The sequence below is a fragment of the Thermoanaerobacter brockii subsp. finnii Ako-1 genome (genome assembly GCF_000175295.2).
GTDB classification, from domain to species: domain Bacteria; phylum Bacillota; class Thermoanaerobacteria; order Thermoanaerobacterales; family Thermoanaerobacteraceae; genus Thermoanaerobacter; species Thermoanaerobacter pseudethanolicus.
The window spans coordinates 1,639,348-1,665,057 of the sequence record NC_014964.1 but is presented as its reverse complement, the minus strand read 5'-3'; the positions used below and the strand labels follow the sequence as shown (position 1 = coordinate 1,665,057).

19 protein-coding genes and 4 pseudogenes are annotated in these 25,710 nt (G+C 30.0%); 22 read left to right on the top strand and 1 reads right to left on the bottom strand.

Translation table 11 applies throughout. The features are described 5' to 3' along the window. Positions 1-9 precede the first annotated feature (9 nt). From THEBR_RS08310 to THEBR_RS08230, 17 genes and pseudogenes are all read left to right on the top strand, one after another. On the top strand, positions 10-1,704 hold the full coding sequence (locus THEBR_RS08310; RefSeq protein ID WP_012269535.1) for an ATP-binding protein: 1,695 nt from the start codon (positions 10-12) through the stop codon (positions 1,702-1,704). A 454-nt stretch (positions 1,705-2,158) separates the two neighbouring features. After that, positions 2,159-2,759 (top strand): annotated as a pseudogene (locus THEBR_RS11850) (IS607 family transposase). After that, positions 2,747-3,946, top strand: a complete 1,200-nt coding sequence (locus THEBR_RS08300) for an RNA-guided endonuclease InsQ/TnpB family protein (RefSeq protein WP_009052698.1) — start codon at positions 2,747-2,749, stop codon at positions 3,944-3,946. The pseudogene THEBR_RS11850 and the gene THEBR_RS08300 overlap by 13 nt, the downstream one beginning before the upstream one ends. Before the next feature lie 63 nt (positions 3,947-4,009). Then, positions 4,010-5,023: pseudogene (locus THEBR_RS08295) on the top strand (Rpn family recombination-promoting nuclease/putative transposase); the annotation flags it as partial. Positions 5,024-5,134: 111 nt separating this feature from the next. Continuing rightward, a complete protein-coding gene (locus THEBR_RS08290; RefSeq protein WP_012269531.1) occupies positions 5,135-6,535 on the top strand; it encodes an O-antigen ligase family protein in 1,401 nt (466 codons plus the stop codon). After that, a complete protein-coding gene (locus THEBR_RS08285) occupies positions 6,504-7,640 on the top strand; it encodes a glycosyltransferase family 4 protein (protein ID WP_012269530.1) in 1,137 nt (378 codons plus the stop codon). Before THEBR_RS08290 ends, THEBR_RS08285 begins: the two co-directional genes overlap by 32 nt. Continuing rightward, a complete protein-coding gene (locus tag THEBR_RS08280; protein ID WP_012269529.1) occupies positions 7,637-8,554 on the top strand; it encodes a glycosyltransferase family 2 protein in 918 nt (305 codons plus the stop codon). The genes THEBR_RS08285 and THEBR_RS08280 overlap by 4 nt, the downstream gene beginning before the upstream one ends. Next, positions 8,547-9,458, top strand: a complete 912-nt coding sequence (locus THEBR_RS08275) for a glycosyltransferase family 2 protein (RefSeq protein WP_012269528.1) — start codon at positions 8,547-8,549, stop codon at positions 9,456-9,458. Before THEBR_RS08280 ends, THEBR_RS08275 begins: the two co-directional genes overlap by 8 nt. Before the next feature lie 359 nt (positions 9,459-9,817). After that, a complete protein-coding gene (locus tag THEBR_RS08270) occupies positions 9,818-11,032 on the top strand; it encodes a polysaccharide pyruvyl transferase family protein (RefSeq protein ID WP_012269527.1) in 1,215 nt (404 codons plus the stop codon). Between the two features lie 26 nt (positions 11,033-11,058). After that, entirely contained in the window at positions 11,059-12,108 is a 1,050-nt protein-coding gene (rfbB, locus tag THEBR_RS08265) for a dTDP-glucose 4,6-dehydratase (protein WP_012269526.1), read from the top strand. Between the two features lie 12 nt (positions 12,109-12,120). Then, positions 12,121-13,035: a glucose-1-phosphate thymidylyltransferase RfbA gene (gene rfbA, locus THEBR_RS08260; RefSeq protein ID WP_012269525.1), complete on the top strand. Its 915-nt coding sequence runs from the start codon at positions 12,121-12,123 to the stop codon at positions 13,033-13,035. Between the two features lie 18 nt (positions 13,036-13,053). Then, positions 13,054-13,947, top strand: a complete 894-nt coding sequence (gene rfbD, locus THEBR_RS08255) for a dTDP-4-dehydrorhamnose reductase (RefSeq protein ID WP_012269524.1) — start codon at positions 13,054-13,056, stop codon at positions 13,945-13,947. Positions 13,948-13,951: 4 nt separating this feature from the next. Further along, positions 13,952-14,503, top strand: a complete 552-nt coding sequence (gene rfbC, locus THEBR_RS08250; RefSeq protein WP_012269523.1) for a dTDP-4-dehydrorhamnose 3,5-epimerase — start codon at positions 13,952-13,954, stop codon at positions 14,501-14,503. Positions 14,504-14,521: 18 nt separating this feature from the next. Further along, positions 14,522-15,895 carry a sugar transferase gene (locus THEBR_RS08245; RefSeq protein WP_013570832.1) on the top strand — a complete coding sequence of 458 codons (1,374 nt, stop codon included), beginning with the start codon at positions 14,522-14,524 and terminating at the stop codon, positions 15,893-15,895. Positions 15,896-16,128: 233 nt separating this feature from the next. After that, positions 16,129-17,202 (top strand): mannose-1-phosphate guanylyltransferase, encoded by a 1,074-nt coding sequence (locus THEBR_RS08240; RefSeq protein WP_009052690.1) that lies wholly within the window; start codon positions 16,129-16,131, stop codon positions 17,200-17,202. Positions 17,203-17,415: 213 nt separating this feature from the next. Then, positions 17,416-18,363 carry a YveK family protein gene (locus THEBR_RS08235; RefSeq protein ID WP_009052689.1) on the top strand — a complete coding sequence of 316 codons (948 nt, stop codon included), beginning with the start codon at positions 17,416-17,418 and terminating at the stop codon, positions 18,361-18,363. Between the two features lie 361 nt (positions 18,364-18,724). Then, a complete protein-coding gene (locus tag THEBR_RS08230; protein WP_012269521.1) occupies positions 18,725-19,387 on the top strand; it encodes an SdpI family protein in 663 nt (220 codons plus the stop codon). A gap of 254 nt (positions 19,388-19,641) precedes the next feature. Here the strand turns inward: THEBR_RS08230 and THEBR_RS08225 are convergent, their stop codons facing one another. Beyond that, positions 19,642-19,956 carry a hypothetical protein gene (locus THEBR_RS08225; protein ID WP_012269520.1) on the bottom strand — a complete coding sequence of 105 codons (315 nt, stop codon included), beginning with the start codon at positions 19,954-19,956 and terminating at the stop codon, positions 19,642-19,644. A gap of 422 nt (positions 19,957-20,378) precedes the next feature. Between THEBR_RS08225 and THEBR_RS12695 the strand changes: the two are divergent. The 5 genes and pseudogenes from THEBR_RS12695 to THEBR_RS08200 all read left to right on the top strand — a co-directional run bounded on the left by THEBR_RS12695 (position 20,379) and on the right by THEBR_RS08200 (position 25,645). Next, positions 20,379-21,294, top strand: a pseudogene (locus tag THEBR_RS12695) (nuclease-related domain-containing protein). A gap of 256 nt (positions 21,295-21,550) precedes the next feature. Further along, positions 21,551-22,388, top strand: a pseudogene (locus tag THEBR_RS08215) (Rpn family recombination-promoting nuclease/putative transposase). Between the two features lie 509 nt (positions 22,389-22,897). Next, positions 22,898-23,155 carry an ATP cone domain-containing protein gene (locus THEBR_RS08210; RefSeq protein WP_012269519.1) on the top strand — a complete coding sequence of 86 codons (258 nt, stop codon included), beginning with the start codon at positions 22,898-22,900 and terminating at the stop codon, positions 23,153-23,155. Between the two features lie 435 nt (positions 23,156-23,590). Next, a complete protein-coding gene (gene yfcE, locus THEBR_RS08205) occupies positions 23,591-24,133 on the top strand; it encodes a phosphodiesterase (RefSeq protein ID WP_012269518.1) in 543 nt (180 codons plus the stop codon). Between the two features lie 249 nt (positions 24,134-24,382). Further along, positions 24,383-25,645 (top strand): Nramp family divalent metal transporter, encoded by a 1,263-nt coding sequence (locus THEBR_RS08200; protein ID WP_012269517.1) that lies wholly within the window; start codon positions 24,383-24,385, stop codon positions 25,643-25,645. Positions 25,646-25,710 lie beyond the last annotated feature (65 nt).

Below are 25,710 nucleotides of genomic sequence, written 5' to 3'. Positions count from 1 at the left end.
GTGGTAAAGATGAAGAAAATACCCTATGGGATGTCCAATTTCAGAGCGATGAGAGAAGAAGGATACCTGTACGTAGACAAGACGATGTATATAGAGAAGATAGAGAACTTAAATAGCAAATACCTGTTTTTCATAAGGCCGAGGAGGTTTGGGAAAAGTCTCTTTCTTTCCACATTAGAGAACTACTATGACATAAAAAATGAGAAAGACTTTGAGAAACTATTTAGCGACTTATATATAGGGAAGAATCCTACAAAACTAAAGAACAGTTATATGATACTCAAACTGAATTTTTCAGGCCTAAACACAGAAAACAAAGACCAACTAAAAGAGTCCTTTTTGTTAAGTGTGAAAAATTCAATAAATGCTTTATTAGACAGATACGAGGGTATAATAGAAAATACGGAAGAAATAAGGAAGAAAATTGACCAAATAACTGATATAAATGCGGTTATAATGACGATAATAAATGAAGTAAAAAAAGTAGGTAAAAAGGTATACCTAATAATAGACGAATATGATCATTTTGCCAATGACATAATAGCGATGGGTGAGAGTGAATTTTACAGAGAGATAGTGAGGGCATCAGGTTTTGTAAGAGACTTTTATGAGACATTGAAGATAGGGACAGAGAGTGTAATAGACAGGATATTCATAACAGGGATATCTCCAATAATGTTGGACGACTTAACAAGTGGATTTAACATAGCATTAAACGTCACAATGGATTTAAGCTTAAATGAGATGCTGGGATTTACAGAAGAAGAAGTGGTGAAGATACTAGAAGAAGTAGGGATAGAGGAAAAAGAGAATTTAATAAATAACTTAAGGGAATTATACGATGGCTATAAATTCAACAAAAATGCCAAGACAAGGGTATACAATCCAGACATGGTACTATACTTTTTAGCACAATACAAAAACACAGGAGGATATCCAGAGTATCTAATAGACGACAATGTAAAGACAGACTATGGTAGGCTAAACAGGCTTACAATGAATGAAGAGAACAGGGCATTATTAGAGAGGATCATAAAAGAGGAAGGGATAGTAGCGGAGATAGTAACAAAATTTTCATTTGATAGAATGTACGACGAAGAATACTTTATTTCTCTTCTATTTTATATGGGCTTATTAACAATAAAAGATTACAGGTACAATATCTTAGAACTTGGCATACCTAATTACGTAATAAAAACAATGTATTGGGAGTACTTCGGTAGAAAATTAAAGGAAGAAAACAACATAAAATATGAAATGCTGGAAATAGCAAAAGCCATATGGGAAATGGCATTTGAAGGAAAAATAAAGAACTTTATAAAATTTATAAGTGAAAAAGTTCTAAAAGTATTATCCAATAGAGATACAATAAAATTTGATGAAAAATATATAAAAATAATACTCTTTTCATACTTGACAATGAGTAACATATACAAGCCTATAAGTGAGAAAGAAACAGAGGGAGGTTATATAGATATTTATTTAGAAAAAGACATAAGAATGCCAGATGTAAAATACGAATGGTTGATAGAGCTAAAGTATGTAAAGAAAAGTGACGAAAAATATATTGAGGAGATAATAGAAAAAGGGAAAGAACAATTAAAGAGATACCGTGAAAGTATGCAATTTAAAGATAAACAAAATTTAAAGAAAGCATTAGTGGTATTTATAGGAAAAGGAGATTACAAAATATTTGAAGAGTAATGAGAAGAAAGTTATCCAGCATCAGGAAGGAATAATATCAGACTTCAAAGGTTTACTATAATCTTTTCATGGAATATCATTCTATAAAATTATAAAAAATTCCTTTGGAAAAGAAGGAAAATAGTATTTTATGTCGAATATATATTAATTGGATTGGTTATTCATTTTTTTTGACATGATCCGATAGGACTTATGAGGCTGTTTCGGCGCCCATAAGTTTTATTGGTGGTAATATAGATTATAGATACAAAAAGCGGAGGCGGTGCTTTTTAAGCACTTGCGCCCGCATGGCGAAGCATTACCTTTTTTGTACTTTTTTATAAGTAGGTAATAAAATGATATAATATAGTACTAAAAAATCAACCTATTTGTTTAAACATACTAAAATTTTTAACAAAATATATTTACTTCACTTTGCTGGTTGTTGCTATAATATCTATGAGGCGATATAAATATGAAAGCAAAAGAACTTTTAGAACTACTGCGGATATCAAGATCAACACTAACCAAGTATGTTAAAGAAGGCAAAATAAGAGTAACAGTTATGCCAAACGGATTTTACGATTATAATGAAGAAGATGTGTATAAAATCTTTATGAAAGAAGTTGAAAGAAAGACTTATATTTACGCTAGAGTTCAACACAAAAGCAGAAAAAGGATTTAGAAAATCAAATTGAGTTATTAAAATAGTTTTGTTTTAGCAATGGTTATAAAATACATAGAGTATTCAGTGATATAGCCAGTGAAATCAGTTTTGAAAAAAGAAAAGATTTCTTTAAAATGCTCGATGATATTCTTGCTGGCAGAGTAGAAAGAGTTGTTATAACTTATAAAGATAGATTGAACAGAGTTGTATTTGGACTTTTTAAAATTTAGTTAAAAAATTTAACACTGAAATAGTAGTTATGTCAGAAGTGGGTGACGAAAAACTTGATGCTCAGGAAATATTTGAAGAAATCGTAAATTTTATTCACTATTACAACATGAAGTTATACAGCAAAAGAAAAATTAAAAAAATAAAAGAAATATTGGAGAATGGAAGATGGAAAAGGTAGTTAAAAGAGCTGAACAAATTCAGATAAATAGAAATCATGAAATGTGGAAATATTTTGATAAAATATGTTTTGCTACAAAAAACTTATACAATTATGCCAATTATATTATAAGACAAGAATTTATAAACAATAATAAGTGGATAAGATACAGGCAATTAAATAGAGAATTAAAGAACCACGAGACTTATAAAAACTTACCTGCACAAACAGCACAGCATACATTGAAACTGCTTGATAGAAATTGGAAATCATTTTTCAAAGCTATAAAAGAATGGGAAAAAGATAAAAGTAAATTTTCAGGCAGGCCCAGATTACCAAAATATAAAAAGAAAAATGGTAGAGCAATTGCTATATTTACAAATCAACAATGCAAAATTAAAAGTGGTTATTTAACTTTTCCGAAAACAAATTTAAGACTAAAAACAATGGTAGAAGGCAATTTAAAAGAGGTGAGAGTAATCCCCAAAGGAAATATTTATATTGTTGAAATAGTTTATGAAAGAGTACTAATAAATAAAACTTTCAAAAAACCTCAAAGGATAGCAGGAATAGATTTAGGACTTGATAACTTTGTAACGTTAACAAATAACATAGGTATAAAGCCTATTGTTATTAACGGCAAAGTTATCAAGTCAATAAATCAGTATTATAATAAGAAAAAAGCAGAACTTATGAGTTATGTTGGCAGTAAAGGAACAAGTAGAAGAATAGAAAAACTTACTCTAAAAAGGAATAACAAAATAAAAGACTTTATGCATAAAGCAAGTAAATTTATAGTTAATTGGTGTAAAGAACACGACATAGATACTATTGTCATTGGTTATAACAAAGGATGGAAGCAGGAAATAGAATTAGGAAAAGTAAATAATCAAAACTTTGTTGGAATTCCTTACTATCAATTTATTAACATGCTTCAGTACAAATGTGAGGAAGAAGGAATTAATTTAATTCTAGTAGAAGAAGGTTACACAAGTGGATGCAGTTTTCTTGATAGCGAAGAAGTATGTAAAGAGAACTATAATCCAAAACGCCGTATTACAAGAGGTTTATTTAAAAGCAATAAAGGCATTTTAATAAATGCTGATGTTAATGCTGCATATAATATCATGGTAAAAGTATTCCCCAACGCATTTGCAGAGGGGATAGAGGGCGTGGGGTTACATCCAGTTAGGCAAAATGTAGCCTAACAAAGAATAGTGTTTAACAAAATTTTTAATAATTTTTTATATGTTAAACACTATTCATAACCTAAATACCTACTTTCTCATAAAAAAGTATTTATTGAACTTTTAAGAAGTTTTGTCAAAAAAGATTGGGTAAGTGAAATAGACGAATCTAAAGTAATACGAATAAACAAATCCTTCATATTACAAGATTTTAAAAATAAAGAGGCTGATTTGGTTTATCAAGTAAAATTGAAGGATAAAGAAGTTTTCTTTTATATATTGTTGGAATTACAATCAAAAGTTGATTTTCAAATGCCATACAGATTGTTATTGTATATAATTGAAGTGTGGAGAGAAATTCTTAAAGATACATCATTAAACCAGCAAAAAAGGAAGGACTATAAATTACCAGCGATTATTCCTATCGTGTTGTATAATGGTGTTAATAGATGGACTGCTTCTTTGAGCTTTAAAGAAACGATAGATTCATATCAATTATTTGGAGAAAATATAATAGATTTCAAGTATATTCTAATTGACGTAAACAGATATAATGAAGAAGAACTTTTACAGCTGTCAAATTTGATAAGCAGTATATTTCTATTGGATAGAAAAATAGACAAGGAAGAGCTGACAGAAAAATTGGGGAAATTAGCAGATGTTTTAAAGGACATATCGGAAGAAGAATTCATAATACTTAGAAATTGGCTTTTCTCAGTTGTATCGAGATTTTTACCAGAGGATAAAGAAAAAGAGATAAAAGAAATTTTAGTACAAAGTGAGGGGGTGGAAGAGATGATTTCAAATTTAGAACGAAGCTTAAGAGAAGAGTTTAGGAAAACGAGAAGAGAAGGATTAAAAGAAGGACTTAAAAAAGGGAAGTTGGAAGGCTTAAAAATAGGAAAAATGGAAGGGAGAATGGAAGGCAAAATAGAAGGAATACGCATGGTAGTGTTTGAGCAACTCAAGGAAAAATTCACAGATATTCCAGCAGAATATTTGGAAGGTATTGCAAAATTGGATGATAAAACTTTACTTCAGTTAGCAAAAGACATTTTAAAGATAGAGAAATTAGAAGAGTTGAAGAAATATATATAAATTGAGATGAGTTTGAATTATTTTCTCTTACCTAAGGGAGAGAAAGCGAGAAAGAGAAACTAATTGTACGAAATCATAATTTAGTATAATTGTAAGGTGGTAGAAGGTAAAGTGATTATAACACCATTAGGATATATTTTAATACCGATGGGTTTTTTTGTATTTTTTTCATATCCATCATATTTGTTAGGATTGTTGGTATTTTTTTCACCATTTCAAGCGGCATCAGTTATTAATTTTAAAAATTTAAATTTTGGTTTGCAACCGGGTTATTTTTTTGCAATATTGTGGATTATACATGAAATAATTAATATTCTTAGAAGGAAAAAATTTACGATAGTAAAGGAACAAAAAACGATAATTATGTTATTAATTAATTTCTTTGTTGTATCAACGGCCAGTATTATCATGCCGTTGTTTTTAAGTGATAAAAATATAACTGTCCATAATCCAAAAGGATATGATGTATTACTTTCCTTTAGCAAGACGAATATTACACAATTGCTATATTTATTAACAAATTTAACTGTAACAATATTAATAGTATTAGGGTTGAGGAATTTATCCGAAGTGAAGAAATTAATAAAAACATTACTATATTCTTGTTTTTTTGCGCTGGTATATGGTATATATCAATTAGTGTGTTATCTCTTAAAGTTACCTTTTCCGTATTGGCTATTTAATAATAATATTGGATATAGCCAAGGCTTTAGCCAAACGGTTGAAAATATAAAAAGAATTAGTTCTATAGCAACTGAACCTTCTATGTATGCGTTTTTTTTGCTTATGATGATTCCAATAATTTTAAGTGTAATAACAAGTAAAAATAACGTAATTAGCAAAAAAATGGCTAATATTTTATTGTATTTAACTATTGCAGAAATTATTTTAACTACGAGTTCTACCGGTTATATTGGTTTACTATTTTTTGTTTCAATCTATACTATCTATAATTTTCTGCATAGTATAAGAGGAGGAAGAAAATATCAACAAAATCTTTATTACATAATTAGAACAGTTGGTATTATTACAGGGCTGAGTATTATATATATTTTTGTATTTGGATTAGCTAATGTAATTAATGCATTTACCTCACTAACAGTTGACAAGTTTAATACTCTTTCTGGGCAAGAAAGATTACAAGGTTTTTTAAATGGTTTAAATTTATTCATTAATTATCCTGTTTTAGGGGTGGGATATGGTTCAAATAGAACATATGATTTGATAACAACAATATTATCGAATACCGGTATACTGGGGTTTATTTCATTTTCAATGATAATTATTATTGCGATAAAGATTTTGATGAAGTACATTAAAGTTGCTAGGAATGATGAGAAATTTATAATGATTGGCTTATTGTTTTCTTTATTAAATGCAATATTTGCATTTACAATATCAATACCCGATTTAATTTTTCTTTATTTTTGGATTATATTAGGATTTATTTTTACTATACCAAAAGTTGTGGAGGTTTCAAATGAGAATAGCAATAAACGCTTCGATTCTTGATGACAGGCCATCAGGCTTAGGGATATATACTTTAAACGTGGTAAATTATTTATGCCAGATTGTTGATAAAAATGATGAGCTAATTATTTATACTTCTGTTCCCCAATATTTTACAGAGCAAAGTAATATAAAAATAAAAAAAATACCTGAAATAACACAGCCTAAATACGGCAAACAAGCTGCAATTTATAGATTTAAATGGATAAATACCTCTTTGTTAAAAAATCTAAAAGGAGAAAAAGTCGATTTGCTTTACTCTACTACTCATCATGGACCATTATTTTATAAAAACCAAATAATAACTATTCATGATTTATTGCCAATTCATTTTAATTATAAGGATTCTTTACAGAGAATATTGCAGACAAATTATTTTAAATTCATATTACCTCGAATAATTGAAAGAGCAAAAAAAATAATAACTATTTCGGATTGTACTAAAAGTAATATAGTAAAATATTTCAATGTACAAGAAGAAAAAATCGTAAGGATATATAATGGATATGATAGAAATTTATTTTTTCCAAGAGATGATGCAAAAAGTTATATTTATGGAAAATATGGGATAGAAGATTATATATTAGCTGTTGGTGCATCTTATCCTCATAAGAATTACGATAATTTAATTAAAGCTATCACTTTAACATTAGATAAAAATATCAAATTAATCATTGCTGGTGGTAAGGATGAGTATAGAAACTATTTAAAAAAATTAACAAAAGAATTAAATTTAGTGGACAGAGTTTTGTTTATTAATTATGTTCCTCAAGAAGATTTACCATATTTATATTCAGCTGCGAGGTGTTTAGTTTATCCATCTTTATACGAAGGTTTTGGGTTACCACCTTTAGAAGCTATGGCTTGTGGATGTCCAGTAATAACTTCAAATACTTCCTCGTTACCTGAAGTTGTAGGTGATGCAGGAGTAATGATAAATCCGCATAGTATAGAAGAAATAGCAAAGGCAATTGACATGGTATTGTCTAACGAAAATTTACGTAAAGAAATGATAGAAAAAGGATTAAAACAAGCTCAAAAATTTTCGTGGAGGAAAACAGCAGAAGAAATTTATAAAGTGATAAAAGAAATAGGTGAGAAGAAATGAAAATATCGGTTATTATTCCTACGTTAAATTGTGAAAATGTTATCGGTTTATTATTAGAAAAATTATGGAATCAAACAATAAAACCGCTAGAAGTTATAGTAATTGATTCTGAATCTGATGATAATACACGCGAAATTGCTAGAAAAGCAGGAGCAAATGTTATAGAAATTAAAAGAAAAGACTTTAATCATGGAGGTACAAGAAATTTAGCTGCTGAACATTCAGCTGGAGATATATTAGTATTTCTAACACAAGATGCGTTACCAAAAAATGAATATTTTTTAGAAAACTTAATTAGACCCTTGGAAGATCCTACGATTGCAGCTTCATATGGTAGGCAGGTCCCTAGAGATGAGGCAATTCCAACAGAAAAGTTTTCAAGACTGTTTAATTATCCACCAGAAGATAAACTTAAATCAAAAGATGATATAAAAGCAATGGGTATTAAAACATTTTTCTTTACAAATGTATGTTCAGCAGTTAAGAGAAAAGAATTTTATGAGGTTGGTAAATTTCCAGATAACACAATATTAAATGAAGATATGATATTAGCGTCAAAGTTGATTTTAAAAGGGTACAAGGTAGCTTATGTTTCAACTGCTGAAGTATTGCATTCTCATAATTATGGCTTAAAAAAACAATTTCAACGGAATTTTGATATAGGCGTTTCATTAATGGAAAATGATTTTATATTAAAATATGTCACTGCTGAAAGTGAAGGTATCAGATTCTTAATAAATGAGTTAAAATATTTAATTGAAAAGAAACAATTTCTTTGGATACCGTATGCCATTGTGGAAAATGGAACTAGATTTATAGGTTATAGATTAGGATTAAAACACAAACATATTCCATTATTTTTAAAAAAGAAATTAAGCATGAATCCAAATTATTGGACAAAAGGAAGTGATTAAGATAAATAATTTCAGAGTTGGAATTGTTATTGTAAATTATAATGGAGGAAAGTATATAAATGATTGTGTCCGTTCTGTTTTTGAATCAACTTATAAGAATTACATGGTTATAGTTGTAGATAATGCTTCAACTGATAACTCAGTCAAAAATTTAGAAGAAGAATTCAAAGACCGGATTACTATAATAAAAAACAATGAAAACCTTGGTTTTTCGGGTGCAAATAACATTGGAATAGAATATGCGCTTCAAAATGGATGTGAATTTGTTATTTTATTAAATAATGATACAGTGATTGATAAAGATTTAATACATAATATGGTTTCAACCTCGTTAAGCAATGATAATGCTATTATATCGCCTAAAATTTATTATTATAATGAACCTAATAAAATATGGTCAGCAGGTGGAGGCATCAACTGGAAAAAAGGATTGAGTTATCATTATGGATTTAATAAAATAGATAAGGGACAGTTTGATGAGCAAAAAGAAATAGATTTTGCCACAGGTTGTTGTATTTTAATACATAAATCAGTATTTGATAAAATAGGATTTCTTGCTGAAGAATATTTTCTTTACTTCGAAGATACAGATTTTTGCGTGAGAGCTAAAAGAGCAGGTATTAAAATCTTATATGAACCTTCTGCGAAACTTTGGCATAAGGTTAGTAGCACTACTGGTGGTGAGGAATCATTAATAACATTATACTATGGTAATAGAAATAGGCTTTATTTTAATGATAAATTTAATAAAAAAAATAAAATATACTGGCTTACATACTTTTATATAACCAGAATAATTAAGTTTATTGTGTGGAATATAAAAGGACAGAGAGAGAAAATAAAAATTGTACTTGAGGCAAAGAAAGATTATAACAAAAGTAAAATGTATAAGAAAATATTTTGAAATGAAAGAATGCTATTTATAGTAGCATCCATCATATAAAAGTGTCGATAAGTTATTAAAAAATGAAATATAATGAAAGAACATACTTTAAAAGACATTGAATCTACTTTATGTTATGTAATTGACGGGACTTGTACTAAATAAGAGGTAAAGGGAGATATTATGAAAGCAAATTTATGAATTTGTTTGTGTAATGATGATCTGTAATGTTTGAAATTAAGGAATATTTATCAAAGCAAGTATAAAAATTCAAAAATAATTATAAATAACGGAAGCAGATAATCTCTAAACAGATCTTAATTTTTTATGTTTTAAATGGGAAATTGGATAATGAAGGATAAGAGGGCAGGAGGTTAAATATGACAATTTTGATAACAGGTGGATGGGGTTATGGTAATTTAGGTGACGAAGCGATATTAAAATCTACTCTGATGACTATAAAAAGTATTTATTCTAATGAAAACATAATAATTTCTACGTATGATCCAGATAATACTAAAAAAATTCATAAAGATTATATAGACGAATGTGAAGTAATAGAATCACTACATAAAAAATGTTATCTCAAGTCATTTAACGGAATTTTAAATTTTATAAAATATTTATTTTTTTTGTTTTTAATAAAAATTGGTTTTGGTAAACTTATTAGAGATGAATATTTGTTAAAGTATATTAAAGCAGACCAAATAATTTTTGCAGGAGGAGGTTATTATAATGATCTATGGAAGGGTGCTTTTCCTATAAGGACTTTAGAGTTTTTTATTGCGATAGCTTGTAAAAAAATGAATAGTAATCTAAAAGTCAAAATAATAGGACAAACTATAGGACCTTTTAGATATAGTATATCACGTGTATTTGTAAAAAGGATTTTAAAACATTTAGATTTAATAATGCTTAGGGATGAAACATCTGTAAATATAGCAAAAAGCTTAGGGGCGAAAGATGTACGCTTAAGTGGTGATACAGCATTACTAGTTGGAAAATACAATAAACACAAACTATTATCTGAGCAAAAATATATTGCAATCACATTACAAAATTTTAGAGGATATGCAAGTGAAAGTAATTATGAGGAAAAATCTAGCAGAGATATGTATGAAGAAAAAATTAAAAATATAGTTAAAGAGCTATTGTTATTAGATAAAAGTTTGGAAATCAAAATTGTTCCCAGCACAAGTTTTGATTATGAATTTAATTATCATATATTTAAAGAAATAAATGATGATAGATGTAAATTTTTGGATATTTATAATACTGAGTTGGATGAATTTATTTACATATTACAAAATTCTTTGTTATGCATCAGTACAAATATGCATCCATTGATAATTTCTTCTCAGGCCTTTGTGCCAGTTATAGGTATATCATATTGGTATAAAATGGATGATTTTATGAAGTCAATTAATAATTTGAATTTTACCTATAGAATAGATGAATTTACGGATTATGATATTATAAGAGCAGCCGAACAAATTCTAAAATATGGTTATTCAAACCAAAGCACAAATATTGAGATAATTAAAAAATTGGTTGATAAAACTTATCATGATTTTATTTATGCGATAAAATCATAATTTATATAACAATTGGAGGGATATTTATGAAAATTTTAGTAACAGGAGGAGCAGGTTTCATAGGAAGTAATTTTATCAAGTATATGCTTTCAAAGTATAAAGGTTACAAAATTATAAACCTTGATAAACTTACATACGCAGGTAATCTTGAGAATTTGAAAGATGTAGAAGATAACCCAAATTACACTTTTATCAAGGGAGATATATGTGACAAAGAACTCGTAGAAGAAATATTTTCGCAAGATATTGATTATGTAGTTAATTTTGCGGCAGAATCTCATGTAGACAGAAGTATTATAGATCCTGAAATATTTGTAAAAACTAATGTTCTTGGGACAGTAACTTTACTTAATGCAGCAAAAAAAGCATGGGACGAAGGAGATAGTTTTAAAGAGGGTAAAAAATTTCTTCAAGTATCAACAGATGAAGTTTATGGCTCTTTAGGTGAGACAGGCTATTTTACAGAAACTACACCTCTTGACCCTCATAGTCCGTATTCATCAAGTAAAGCAGCGGCTGATTTAATAGTCAAAGCCTACTATGATACATATAAAATGCCTGTAAATATAACCAGATGTTCAAACAACTATGGACCATATCAATTTCCTGAAAAATTGATACCATTAATGGTAAATAATTGTTTAAATAAGAAACCTCTTCCTGTTTATGGAGATGGGCTCAATGTGAGAGACTGGCTTTATGTGGAAGATCATTGTAAAGCAATAGATTTGGTTCTTCATAAAGGAAGAATAGGGGCAGTGTACAATATTGGCGGCAATAATGAAAAGACAAATATAGAGATAGTGAAGTTAATTGTGTCATATATCCATGATAATGTAGATCCTACTGTAGATGAAAGCTTGATTACATATGTGGCAGATAGAAAAGGACATGATAGAAGGTATGCTATTGATGCGACAAAAATTAAGGAAGAGTTGGGATGGTATCCTGAAACTAAATTTGAAGATGGCATCAAAAAAACAATAGAATGGTATCTTCAAAACAGAGAATGGCTTAAAAATGTTACATCCGGAGAGTATCAAAAATATTACGAAAAAATGTATTCCAATAGATAGGGGGAAATGCAAATGAAAGGTATAATTCTAGCAGGTGGGTCAGGTACGAGGCTTTATCCTATTACAAAAGCGATATCAAAACAAATTTTACCTGTATATGATAAGCCAATGATATATTATCCTTTATCTGTACTTATGCTTGCAGGAATTAGGGAAATCTTGATTATATCTACTCCCAGAGATATAAATACGTTTAAAGAGCTTTTGGGCGATGGAGGTCAATTAGGATTGCATTTTGAATACGCTGTACAAAAAGTTCCTCGAGGAATTGCAGAGGCTTTTATTATTGGAGAAGATTTTGTTGGTAAAGATAATGTTGCTCTTATACTTGGTGACAATATTTTTTATGGTTATGGTTTTACTGAAAGGCTTGAGAGAGCGGCAAGCAGAAAAGAAGGGGCTACTATATTTGGCTATCATGTAAGTAATCCAAGTGATTTTGGTGTAGTAGAATTTGATGAAAATTTCAATGTTATATCAATTGAAGAAAAACCTAAAAATCCAAAATCTAATTATGCTGTACCAGGACTTTATTTTTACGATAATAACGTAATTGAGATAGCTAAAAATATCAAACCATCGGCACGAGGAGAACTTGAAATCACATCCGTTAATAATGAATATTTGAAAAGAGGAAAACTTAAAGTTGAATTACTTGGTAGAGGAATGGCGTGGCTTGATACTGGTACACCAAGTGGACTTTTGAATGCTGCTAATTTTGTTGAAGCAATTCAGACAAGACAGGGCTTGTATGTTGCTTGTATTGAGGAAATTGCCTATAGAAAAGGTTTCATAGATAAGGAACAATTAATAAAACTTGCCGAGCCATTAAAAAAAGTTGAATATGGGAAATATCTTTTAAAGCTAATAAATGAGGAAGAAAATGATGCAATGAAAGAAGTAGCAGCGACAAATGAAATGTTTTAAGAGGAGCTGGTAAGTATTATGAAGCTACTTATCACTGGAGCTAAAGGGCAGCTGGGTTTACAAATACGTTCTATTATAGAAAGAGGAAAAAGTGAAATTGGCGAAATAGACGAAATATATAAAAATGCGGAAATTATATATGTTTCTCATGATAAACTTGATATTACAGTATTGAAGGATGTCTTGGAATACATAGAGAAATACAGACCTGATATTATCATAAACTGTGCAGCCTACACTAATGTAGATAGATGCGAAAGTGATATAGATACTGCATTTAAAGTAAATGCCATTGGACCAAGAAATCTTGCTATCGCAGCACAGAAAGTAGGTGCTAAGTTACTTCACGTATCAACAGATTATGTATTTAGTGGTACTGGCAGTGTACCTTTCAGGGAGTATGATATTCCCCAACCGATAAGTGTCTATGGAAAGACAAAACTTCTTGGAGAACAGTACGTAAGAGAATTTTGTGATAAATATTTTATAGTGAGAACAGCATGGCTTTATGGGAAATATGGTAAAAACTTTGTATACACTATCTTAAATACTGCAAAAGAAAAAGGTTATTTAGAAGTTGTCAATGACCAAAGAGGTAATCCTACAAATGCTGAAGATTTGGCTTATCATATTTTAAAGCTTGTACTAACCGATGAATATGGTATATACCATTGTACTGGAAAAGGCGAGTGCAGTTGGTATGATTTTGCTTGTAAGATTGTAGAATATGCAGGTATAAACTGCACTGTAGTACCTATCACATCTGACAAAATAAACAGGGCTGCCAAAAGACCTTTTTATTCCTCTCTGGATAATATGATGTTAAGATGTACTATTGGCGATAGAATGAGGAATTGGGAAGACGCATTAAAAGTGTTTATTGATGATGTAAAAAGTGAAAAACAGGAGTGATGTTATGGGTAAATTTAAGTTTATAGAAACAGAAATAGAAGGATTATACATAATAGAGACAGGGATTTTTGAAGATAACAGAGGATATTTTATGGAGTCGTATAATTACAATGACTTTAAAGTTGCAGGTCTTGATATGGTGTTTGTTCAGGATAATCAATCAAAATCGAAAAGAGGAGTATTAAGAGGATTACACTTTCAAAAAAAACATCCACAAGGCAAACTGGTAAGAGTTTTAAAAGGAGAAGTTTTTGATGTAGCAGTTGATTTGAGAAAAAACTCCAAAACTTATGGCAAATGGGTTGGTGTTATTTTATCCGAGGAAAATAAAAAACAATTTTATATCCCTGAAGGATTCGCTCATGGCTTTTTAGTTTTGTCAGAGGAAGCAGAGTTTTTCTACAAATGTACAAACTTCTATTATCCTGATGATGAAGGTGGGATAATATGGAATGACCCTGATATAAATATACAGTGGCCTTTAGATGGCATTGAAGAAATAATTTTATCTGAAAAGGATAAAAAATGGCCAAGGCTAAAGGATTTAACGTTTTAATATTATCGGGGGGGTGAGATGATGTGGTATAGAAGATGGAGTATTGTACTTGACATTAGTGCACTCATTTTAGCATTTGCACTTGCTTTATATATTAGGTTTAATAATTTGAGCATGTTGTCAAGGTCTTGGTATGTTATAACTTTTATAATTGTGCTTACACTTGATTTTTTGATTTTATATTTTAAGGGATTATATGATAAAAAACACAAGCCTTTATTTAATCAAATAGGAATAGTGATAGATGGTCTTGTTTATTCTGTATTTATATATTTACTTATCTCTTATTTTACAAAGATGACTTATTTTTCAAGATTAACGCTTATATACATATTTATTATAGGATTAACTTTTCAGATTACATTTAAGACAATCTTATCGTATTTGCAAAAAAGAAGATACAAAAAAGGTTTGGATTTGAGCAACGCATTAGTAATAGGCGATTATACAAAGATACCAAAAGAGTTAATGGATAAACTTAAAACACGTGAATATGGAATAAATATAGTGGGGTATTTGTCTAATGATATAAATGGTAACGGTTTGAATAGATTAGGGAGTATAAAAGATTTTAGTGAAGTTGTTGATAAATACAATGTGGAGATGATATTTATAGTTTCTAAGATGGAAAATGTAGAAGAAGTTATAAATATTGGTCTGGATAAGTACATAAGTATATATTCTATAAATAACAGTATAAATCTTCCAAATTATCCTATGGAAATAGAGATTATTAATGATATGCCAATTTTGAAGTTGAAAGATGTATTTATAAGTGGATTTGAAGGGCATATGAAAAGGCTTTTGGATTTCACTTTGTCACTTATTGCACTGATTATACTATCACCATTGTTTGTTATAATATCGCTTTTAATAAAACTAACTTCTCCTGGGCCGGTATTTTTTGTTCAAGATAGAATAGGATTAAATGGAAAGTTGTTTAAAGCGTACAAGTTTAGGACAATGGTCATAAATGCCGAAGAGATTTTATTAAAGTGGTTAGATGAGAATCCTGAAATTAGAGAGGAATATTTGGTACATCATAAACTTAAAAACGATCCAAGAGTAACAAAAATAGGTAAATTTTTAAGAAAAACAAGTCTAGACGAGTTGCCGCAATTATTTAATGTGCTAAAAGGTGATATGAGCTTGGTAGGTCCCAGACCTTATCTTGTAAGAGAATTGAATGATACCAAGCATTATGCAAGGTTCTTATGGAGAGTCCCACCAGGAATTACAGGCTTATGGCAAATAAGTGGGCGGAATGAGGTAGATTTTGAAGGCAGATTAGAAATGGACATGCAGTATATATCCAATTGGAACTTATGGCTTGATATAAATATTCTCTTTAAGACTATTCCCGCGGTACTTAAAAGAGATGGTGCGTATTAACAAATTTAATGAGAATAAAAATAAGAATCCACAATATGGTACTGTATAATAGACCATTTAAAAGACCTTTATAAAATTTTTCGTTAAACATATACTCACATTCCTTATTTTTTATTTATATTTTGCTTTTTCATTAAATTTTATTCGTGGTTGATGGAAAGTATTAATTAAAAACTTTTGCTTGGATATTGAGTAAGTTGAGTTGAACAAATTAACTAAAAAGGATGATGCAAATGATAACAGGTGTTATTATGGCGGGTGGCAAAGGCGAAAGGTTTTGGCCTAAAAGTAGGATAAAGATGCCAAAGCAGTTTTTGAATCTTTATGGAGATAAAACAATGATTCAACAAACAGTGGATAGACTGAAGAGAATCATGCCTGTAGAGAATATTTTTGTTGTTACTAATATGGATTATGCGGGAATAATTAGTGACCAAATTCCTGATTTGCCAACAGAAAATATTTTAATAGAGCCTATGGCTAAAAATACTGCGGCATGCATTGGCCTTGCAGCACTTCACACAGAAAGGCTTGATAAAGAGTCTATAATGGTTGTTGTTCCTTCTGACCATGTCATAAAAGACGAAGAAGCATATATTGAAATATTAAAAACAGCAATAGAAAAAGCAAAAGCAGGGGACAATCTTGTCACAATAGGTATAAAACCTACACGTCCTGAGACAGGATATGGTTACATAAAATTCAAGAAGGTAACGAGAGAAATAATAAATAAAAATCCTGTACATAAAGTAGAAAGATTTGTAGAAAAACCTGATTATGATACAGCAGTAAAATATGTAGAAAGCGGAGATTATCTTTGGAATAGCGGTATGTTTATATGGAAGACATCATCAATATTAAGCGCTATATGCGAATACATGCCTGATTTACACAAAGCATTGGAAAATATAAGGAAAAACTTTGATGCAGATGATATAGAAAAAGTATTATACGATGAATACTCAAAACTTGAAAGCATATCAATAGATTACGGCATAATGGAAAAAGCCAAAAATGTATATGTCGTGCCAGGAGATTTTGGCTGGGATGATGTAGGAAGCTGGACTTCTATTGAAAGGCTTTATGAAAAAGATGATAATGGCAATGTCATAAAAGGCAATGTAGTAAGTGTAGATACAAAGAAATGCATAATAACTGGTAACGAAAGGCTTATTGCGACATTGGGTATAGAAGATGTAATAATTGTAGATACAGAGGATGCTCTTTTAATTTGTTCAAAAGATAAGGCACAGAATGTGAAAGAGGTATTGAAGGAGTTGAAAGAGAAAAAAAGTGAGTATTTATAAGGAGTTAAAATTGTACACTGATAAAATGGAGTTTTTATCTATTTTTAACCTTTCTATGGCTGTGGAGGTGAATTTGTTTAAGTAATGAAATAATAAGTGAGAAAATAGAATTAAGAGATTTAAAAAATTAGAAATCTCAGGAAATTATCGAAAATATTTTAAAAACAATTTTCTAAACGGATATGAAAGACTTATATAATAGGGAGGATAAAAATGGAAGAAGAAATTTCATTGAGAGAGCTTATTGAGGTAATTTTAAAATATAAAAAAACAATCATTATTGTAACTCTTACTGCAACTTTAGTAGCAGCAGTGCTTAGTTTTTTTGTAATAAAACCCACCTATGAAGCAACTACAACTTTATCAGTTACAGATGTAACACCTGCAACAGGCTTTTTTGGTTCAAATACTACGGTTATTCTTCCGGGAAAAGATTCAAATCTTCCGACAGTACAAAGTGACAGTATAGAAAAAGACTTATCTTTGCTGTTGTCTTCTCTTTTGAAATATCCTAATATGTCAGTAGAAGCATTTAAAGAAGAGGTTACTAATCCTATTGTTCTTATGAATACTGTAAAACAATTAGGATTAGATCCTCAAAAGTACACAATAGAAAATTTAAAAAAGCAAATTTCGGTTTCTGTGATTAACAATACAAATCTTATAACAGTTACTGTAAAGGAAAATGATCCAAAGCTTGCGGCAAAAATTGCAGATACAATAGCGCAAAATTTTCGGACTTATATAATTGAGAGAAATAACAGGCAGACAGATAAATTAATCGAAACTTTGAATAAACTTATAACTCTCCAAAATGATAAAATAAAAGAGGTAACAGCGGAACTTAATAAAATTCAAACAAATTCTCAAGACAAGCTTTTAATTGAGCAGAAACAAAAACAGTTGGATTTACTGAAAACTACAAGAGATATAATGTTAGAAAAATATAATATGCTGGAACTGGTTAAAGAATCGGAACTTGGCAATCAAAGCATTCTTATAACTAGCAAAGCTTTAATACCTGATAAACCAGTAGCACCTAAAAAATCATTGAATATAATTATAGCATTTATATTAGGTCTTATGGTCAGTATTTTTATAGTGTTTTTTATGGAATATTGGAAAAATACAGAGCCAAAAAGAGCTGTAGAGAGTAAATAATAATAAAAAATTATAGTTTAAGTGAAGAGGGCCATCCCTCTTTTATTTTTGTCAAAATATATCGAAACATTTTTAATGTTTGTGTTGGTTCTTGAGAAATAAAATGGTAAAATATAGATGGATAAAAATATATTTTCACTTTTAAAAGGTTTTGATTTTAAGATATTAAAGAATAGAGATATATATCTAATGAATGACATAAAAAGGGCATAGATAATGTTTTTGAAAATTATAATTCTTTAAGTAGAGAACGTAAGATAACGAGGAGTACCTTTGAAGAAAAAACTAAAGGTATTTAGAATACTCGTAGAAAAAATACTTGATTCAATATATACAACATGAGGGGAGTGTTTAATGTAGTATGGATGAAAACTACAATGTCAAATACGAGATAAAAAAGGATTGGTGGTTAATTGGCATTATCATATTGATATGGATTTTTACATTTGCCATTTTTGGACGTTTACCGGATAAAATTCCAATGCATTGGAACATTTCTGGTCAAGTAGATAGGTTTGGTTCAAAAAATGAGATATTTATTTTGCCTTCTACTATTACAATAATATATTTTGTGATGCTATTTATACCGCTTATTGACCCTAAAAGAGCTAATTATGGCAAATTTGCTGAAGCTTATAGGATAGTAAGAGCGGTTGTGGTAATTATTTTCATGGCAGTATATTTTGCTTCTACGTATTCTGCATTAGGTTATAGAATTGATATGAATAGAATAGGCAATTTTATTATTCCTTTTATGTTGATTGGGTTTGGAAGCGTTATGGGTAAACTACGCCATAATTATTTTGTGGGTATAAGGACTCCTTGGACGCTGGCAGATGAAGAGGTATGGAATGTCACACATCAGGTAGCTAGTAAAATATGGCTCATTGCAGGTATTATTGGATTATTTGCTTCCTTTTTCAAAGGTACATGGGTGACTGTTTTTATGTTTGTGCTGCTAATTACTGCTGTTATGGTACCGGTTGTGTATTCTTATATAATTTTTAAAAACAAAGGAGAGTAGAGGATGGATGAGATTAACAGTAAAGTTTTTTATGATATGGTTATAAGGGTAAGGGGACACAGTAGAATTTACCTTAGGTATTTTTTGGATGTAAGAGCTTTGCCACTTTGGTAAATAAATTATAAAAAGAGGTCAATGCAAAAAGACTGTTAAAAATTTATGCACCCAAATAGCTTATATCCGGTATACGATTCTTTTTTATAAGGGGCTGTAGCATTTTTTAATAGCCAATATATTATAACAATTATTTTTAATTAATTTTTGTTGTATTTAGGGGAATACTGTTTAGGAATTACCGGGGAAGAAGGGGAACCTGCTAATTCATGATGTGGAGAGTGTACAACAGTTATACTATTCATTATTATCTCTATCTCTTTCTCATTATCTTTTATCTTTTTTCTAAGTTCAACTCTTGGGACTACTACTGTTACTTCATGTGGAATATTGATATTTGTCTTTCTCTCTACACTTATATTAAGACCATAAAGGCTCAGTGTTATTTTATCAATGCCCTCATTTTTATTTTTCCAAATACCTTTTATGATGTTTGCTAATTTACCAAAACACATTATAAATATCCCCTATATACATATTATGCATCAATATATATGTGTGCTTTACATAGGGGTCAAATCTAAATTTTTGTAAAAATTTCTCTGGATAAAAGTAGGCAAATGCACTACGCTGACAAGCCCGGACTTCTTCTTTAGCCATTATGACTATAGTGTTCACTACGAAAAGAAAGCTTTTTTCTTCAACAGACCTTGAATGCTACGCTGTAACAATAGAGTTAAGGTTTTTACAGAACTCGGAAATTGCAAATTTTGAAAACTCTGTACTGCAAAGCTCATAAGTGATTTCTTCAATTTTGCGTGAGAGTATATTTGGAAATTAATTCAAAACAAGATTGTAGAAATTTCATAGAAGGAGAGACAATGATGCAGTTGAATATGTGGGGTAAACCTTTTATTAAAAAGGAGAGAGGAGCAAAATGTTTGCGCGTTTTATAGAGCAGGATAGAGAGATAAAAAAGCTTTTTTATCAAAAAATCAAAGAAAAAGAAGAAAGAGAAAAGCAAAAACATCTAGACAAAATTAGTGAGGGCTTTCTTGGATGGCTTTTAGAACCTATTGCGGATGTTGCTTATACATGGAGGCGTATTTCTGAAAAAGAACAGGGAAGTAGTGGTGAAGATTCAGCAGGATGGGCATTGCATTTATGGCTTCCAGGTAATTGTTATAAATGACCTTGTTTTAGAAGTAGAGCCTGACAAGTTTATACAAATTGATCACTTTGTATTAAATACAAACGGAATTTTTGTGTTAGAGACAAAATCATGGGATGGTGCTTTTTTAGGAACAAAAGATAAATGGCGCATGAAACAAGGAAATAAATGGGTTGAAGTTCAAAGTCCTACCAAACAAAATGAAAGGCATGTTAAATTGTTTAAAAAATAGTTAGGAGAAAATTTGCCTGATTTACATGAAAGAATTAAAGATCATATACATCCAATTGTAATATTTAAAAGGGCTAAATGGGTAAAAGCTAAAGATTGCAGCATGCCTGTTGTTATTGGAGGAATGGAGGCTGTTGGAGAAATTAGAAAAGTAAAAGGAGAAAATATATCTGAAGAGGATATTAATTTGATTATTGAAGCTGTAAAAAATGCTAAACCGTTAGATCATGAAGAATGGAAAAGAAAGCATAGTAAAAGGAAAGAAGAGGATGAAAAAGGATACCAAGTTACAACAGGGAAAACTTCAAGTGGTAAAATGTATGTAAGGATTTTGGGAACAAAGGAAGATGCCCAAAAAGTTGCAGAGGAGTATAAAAACCAAAATTATACAATAAGCGAAATAAGGAAGGATAAAAAAGACAAAAATGTATGGTTTTTTTATTATTCTTAAAGCTTGAAAAATAATAAAAATGTTAAGTGGAGCTAAGCTATTAATATTATCCGCAGGGCTTTGCTGTGTTACACATTTTCATTTTTGTCGATATATGGCGAAATATTTTTAATATTTATGTTGGTTTTTGAGAAATAAAATGGTAAAATGAAGACAGAATGAAAATTATTTAGAGACTTAGTAACAGCAATTATAAATTGTTATTCAAAACTTATCATTTATGAGATATAATGATATTAAGAAGGAGCAAAATGTCATGGATGATAAAAATGTAAAGGAAGCTATTCACAATCAGCATGACAAAGGGTATAAATTTTTGTTATCCAGTAAGCGAGTGTTTATAGAGTTATTAAGAAGTTTTGTAATGGAGAAGCATACTAAAAGATACACCAAGAAAAGAATCAAGAAGGAAAGATTTTAAATTACCAGTTATAGTGCCGATAGTATTATACAACGGAGACCATAAATGGACAGCAAAAACAAGCTACAAAGAAACACTAAATTCCTATGAAACCTTTGGAAAATATGCAGTAGATTTCAAATATATACTAATAGATGTAAATAGGTATACAAAAGAAGAATTATTAAAGTTAGAAAACTTAATAGCTTCTGTATTTTTATTAGAACAAAAAGTAGAATTTGAAGAAATAATGAAAAGGCTTAAGGAATTATCAGAGATATTAAATAACTTGGATAAAGATGAAATATTATTATTTAAAGCATGGTTTAAAAAGATATTACTAGCTAGATTGCCGGAAGAAGAGCGAGAAAATATAGAGAGGATAATAGATGAAAACAAGGAGGTGAATATAATGATATCAAATCTTGAAAAAACCATATTGCAAGAGATGAAAGAGCGTGAGAAAAGGGGGATTGAAAAAGGGATAAAAAAAGGAATAGAAAAAGGGATAGAAAAAGGCATGGAGAAGGGAATAGGAGTAACTGTTATTAAGTTATTAGAGAAGAAATTTGGGAATGTTCCTGAAGAATATGTAAAGAAAATAGATGGTGCAAACAGGGAAACGTTGATGGATATTGTTGACAATATATTTGATATAGATAAGATAGAGGATTTAGATAAGTTTTTGAAATAAGGGCACTATGAAAAGTAGTGTCTTTATTTTTTTTGATAACATATATTAGAATTTGAAGGAAGAGTTAATATGAGTTGTGACTTGTTAAATTCCTATACTCTCATGAACCTTTGTTGATTTTATTTTATTCTTTGTACATGCAATAGAATAATAGAATATAGCTTTGATATACATTGTACCAGAAAGGATTGAAGTTCTCAACTTTCATTTAAGTTTACAAAACGTTCCTGTTTTTATTTTTGCCGAGTAATGTCGAAATATTTTTAATGTTTATGTTGCTTTTTGAGGGATGAAATGGTAAAATAGAAATGGATAAAAACGTATTTTTGATTTTAAAGAAGAATTGTAACAGTTCTGCATAAGGAGGAGAATTTTTCGACGGTAGGTAAAGGCACTTGAGGACTTTTACTGACCTCTGCTATAGAAAATATTGTTATGTCTAAGATTATTTTGATATAAACCTTTATATGAGCTTATATTTATATAACGAACAAAAAGGAGAGGGAACTATGAAGGTTATAAAAAGGGATGGTAGATTACAGGAGTTTGATTTGGACAAAATTATAAGAAGTATTGGGGCTGCATCAGATGATGCTGGAAAACCTTTAAATACATCAGATTTACATAATATAGCAAGGGATATAGAAAAAAGCATTAAAAAACTTGGAAAAGAACAAATTTCTTTTGATGAGATTAGGACAATTGTTATAGATGCGCTTGAAAAAAATGGATTTAAAGATGTTGCAAAGGCATATATGAATTTTTAATGTTTTATAGTGCTTGTAAGATAGGTGGCAGCTATTTTTTATATTTTAAGAATCTTTTACGAAAATTTTTAAAATATAAAATGCCTCAATTTTTATTTTTGTCGGGATATGTATAACCCTGGCTCTTTTGCCAGGGAACTTTTATATAATTTATTCTTTTTTTAGTTTTGCCTAAATATATCGGAATATTTTTAATTTTTCTATTGGATTTTAGGTAACAGAATGGTAAAATTAAAAAGAGAAAAAAGTGGAATTAATCTGAAAACATGGGGGAGAGTAAAAGCCATCCTAAATATGGAGACTTTATAGTATGGGTAACAATAGGGGGATATAGGAATTTTGATATTGAGATGATAAATAGAGAATTAAAAATGCTATGGCTTTAGAGGAGACAAATTTTGGGTAAGATATTAAAAGCATTGGAGGTGATATTTTATGAAAATTGGTGTTATAAGTGATACTCATGGAGATTATAAGTCATGGATAAAAGCATGGAATTTTTTAAAAGATTCGGACATTATTTTACATGCAGGAGATGTATTATATCATGGACCACGTAATCCAATTCCCGAGGGATATGACCCTAAAAAACTTGCTGTGGCAATAAATGCTTGTCCTGTTCCTCTTTTGATTGCGGAAGGGAATTGTGATGCTTATGTTGACCAAATGATGCTTGAGGTGCCTATACAAACGCCGTATGTTTTTGCTTTCATTGAAGGGAAGAGATTTATGATTAATCATGGTCACAGTATTTCTGAGGAAGATATACATAAGTTGATTATGAAGTATAAATTGGATTATTTTATAACGGGACATACGCATATTCCTTTAATAAAGAAGATTGAAAATTGTGTGGTGATTAATCCGGGTTCTACATCTCTTAGCAAAAGGGAAGATAAGATTAATTCAGTAGGGTTTATTGAAGTTGAAAGTGGAAGTGCTCATATAATTGATTTGGAAACTGGAGTAGTTATATAAAATTTTTCCTTTTTTTTAGATAATAATATTAAGAATGGGGGATGAAGTATCATGATAATTTTGCATATTGCAAAACGCGAAGACTGGGAAGAGGGCTTAGTAAAAGGCGAATATAGTCCTGGAAGTTTGTCTTTTTTCTCTTCCAGCAGGCGTAGAAGAACTTGAGAGAAATTACTATACCTGTTGCTCGATTTGTGCCCCTTGCAGTTGTAAAAGGCGCAGATTAAAATTTTAAGATGAGGTGAACAAATGATTACAAAAGTCAAAAATTTATTTAAAGATAAACATCGTCCTAAACTTATGGCTTTAGATTTTATCAAATACATAGGTCCTGGGCTACTGGTTACTGTTGGCTTTATTGATCCGGGAAATTGGGCTTCTAATGTTGCTGCAGGGTCGTCTTACGGTTATAAGCTTTTATGGATGGTGACTTTATCTACTATCATGCTCATTATACTTCAACATAATGCTGCACATCTAGGTATAGTTACAGGTTATTGTATGTCTGAAGCTGCAACTAAGTTTTTAAAGCCTTTTACTTCGAGGTTACTTCTTATTTCAGCTGTCTTTGCGGCGATTTTGACGGCGATGGCAGAAATTTTAGGTGCCGCGATAGCTCTTCAAATGCTTTTTAAGATACCTATAAAGATAGGAAGTTTGATTACTCTTGTTTTTGTTTCATGGATGCTTTATACAAATTCCTATAAAAAGTTGGAAAAGTGGATTATAGGTTTTGTATCTCTTATTGGCATTTCTTTTATATTTGAGCTTTTGCTAGTTGATGTGAAATGGGCAGAGGCAGCTTCAAGCTGGGTGAAGCCAGAATTCCCAGCAGGTTCTATGCCTATAATTATGAGTGTACTTGGTGCTGTTGTTATGCCCCACAATTTGTTTTTGCACTCAGAGATAATACAAAGTAGGCAGTGGAATTTAGAAGATGAGAAAGTCATAGTGAAACAGCTTAATTATGAGTATTTTGATACTATCTTTTCTATGATAATAGGTTGGGGAATAAATAGTGCTATGATTATTGTTGCAGCATCGGCTTTTTTTACCAATAATGTAACTGTAACGGAGCTTAATCAGGCACAGCAGATGCTAAAACCACTTTTGGGAAATGCATCAGCAGTGGTTTTTGCTTTGGCTCTTCTTTTTGCAGGGATTTCTTCATCTATAACAGCAGGTATGGCAGGTGGAAGTATTTTTGCGGGGATATATGAAGAACCATATGATATACACGATGCACACACAAAAGTTGGCGTAGGAATTACATATATTTTTGCAGTGCTAATAATATTCTTTGTAAAAAGCCCCTTTCAAGGACTGGTTTATTTGCAGATGTTTTTGAGTGTACAGCTTCCAATTACAATCTTTTTGCTCATTTATTTGACTTCTTCAAAGAAGATAATGGGAAAGTTTGCAAATACATTGCTTTATAAGGTATTGTTGTGGACTATAGGAATAATAGTGACGGTTTTAAATGTGATGCTTCTTATGAGTTTTGTTGGGTGATTGATACTTTTTTAATTAAATGTTAAAATTAAAATGTAAAGATATAAATATTTTGTTTAAGAAAG

Bases quoted from the DNA above. Each gene is read 5' to 3' on its own strand.
- THEBR_RS08230 (WP_012269521.1), top strand. From the start codon at position 18,725: ATGGATGAAAACTACAATGTCAAATACGAGATAAAAAAGGATTGGTGG.
- THEBR_RS08210 (WP_012269519.1), top strand. From the start codon at position 22,898: ATGAAGGTTATAAAAAGGGATGGTAGATTACAGGAGTTTGATTTGGAC.
- THEBR_RS08280 (WP_012269529.1), top strand. From the start codon at position 7,637: ATGAAAATATCGGTTATTATTCCTACGTTAAATTGTGAAAATGTTATC.
- rfbB (WP_012269526.1), top strand. From the start codon at position 11,059: ATGAAAATTTTAGTAACAGGAGGAGCAGGTTTCATAGGAAGTAATTTT.
- THEBR_RS08245 (WP_013570832.1), top strand. From the start codon at position 14,522: ATGATGTGGTATAGAAGATGGAGTATTGTACTTGACATTAGTGCACTC.
- THEBR_RS08285 (WP_012269530.1), top strand. From the start codon at position 6,504: ATGAGAATAGCAATAAACGCTTCGATTCTTGATGACAGGCCATCAGGC.
- yfcE (WP_012269518.1), top strand. From the start codon at position 23,591: ATGAAAATTGGTGTTATAAGTGATACTCATGGAGATTATAAGTCATGG.
- THEBR_RS08235 (WP_009052689.1), top strand. From the start codon at position 17,416: ATGGAAGAAGAAATTTCATTGAGAGAGCTTATTGAGGTAATTTTAAAA.
- THEBR_RS08270 (WP_012269527.1), top strand. From the start codon at position 9,818: ATGACAATTTTGATAACAGGTGGATGGGGTTATGGTAATTTAGGTGAC.
- rfbA (WP_012269525.1), top strand. From the start codon at position 12,121: ATGAAAGGTATAATTCTAGCAGGTGGGTCAGGTACGAGGCTTTATCCT.
- rfbC (WP_012269523.1), top strand. From the start codon at position 13,952: ATGGGTAAATTTAAGTTTATAGAAACAGAAATAGAAGGATTATACATA.
- THEBR_RS08240 (WP_009052690.1), top strand. From the start codon at position 16,129: ATGATAACAGGTGTTATTATGGCGGGTGGCAAAGGCGAAAGGTTTTGG.
- THEBR_RS08300 (WP_009052698.1), top strand. From the start codon at position 2,747: ATGGAAAAGGTAGTTAAAAGAGCTGAACAAATTCAGATAAATAGAAAT.
- THEBR_RS08225 (WP_012269520.1), bottom strand. From the start codon at position 19,956: ATGTGTTTTGGTAAATTAGCAAACATCATAAAAGGTATTTGGAAAAAT.
- THEBR_RS08310 (WP_012269535.1), top strand. From the start codon at position 10: ATGAAGAAAATACCCTATGGGATGTCCAATTTCAGAGCGATGAGAGAA.
- THEBR_RS08200 (WP_012269517.1), top strand. From the start codon at position 24,383: ATGATTACAAAAGTCAAAAATTTATTTAAAGATAAACATCGTCCTAAA.
- rfbD (WP_012269524.1), top strand. From the start codon at position 13,054: ATGAAGCTACTTATCACTGGAGCTAAAGGGCAGCTGGGTTTACAAATA.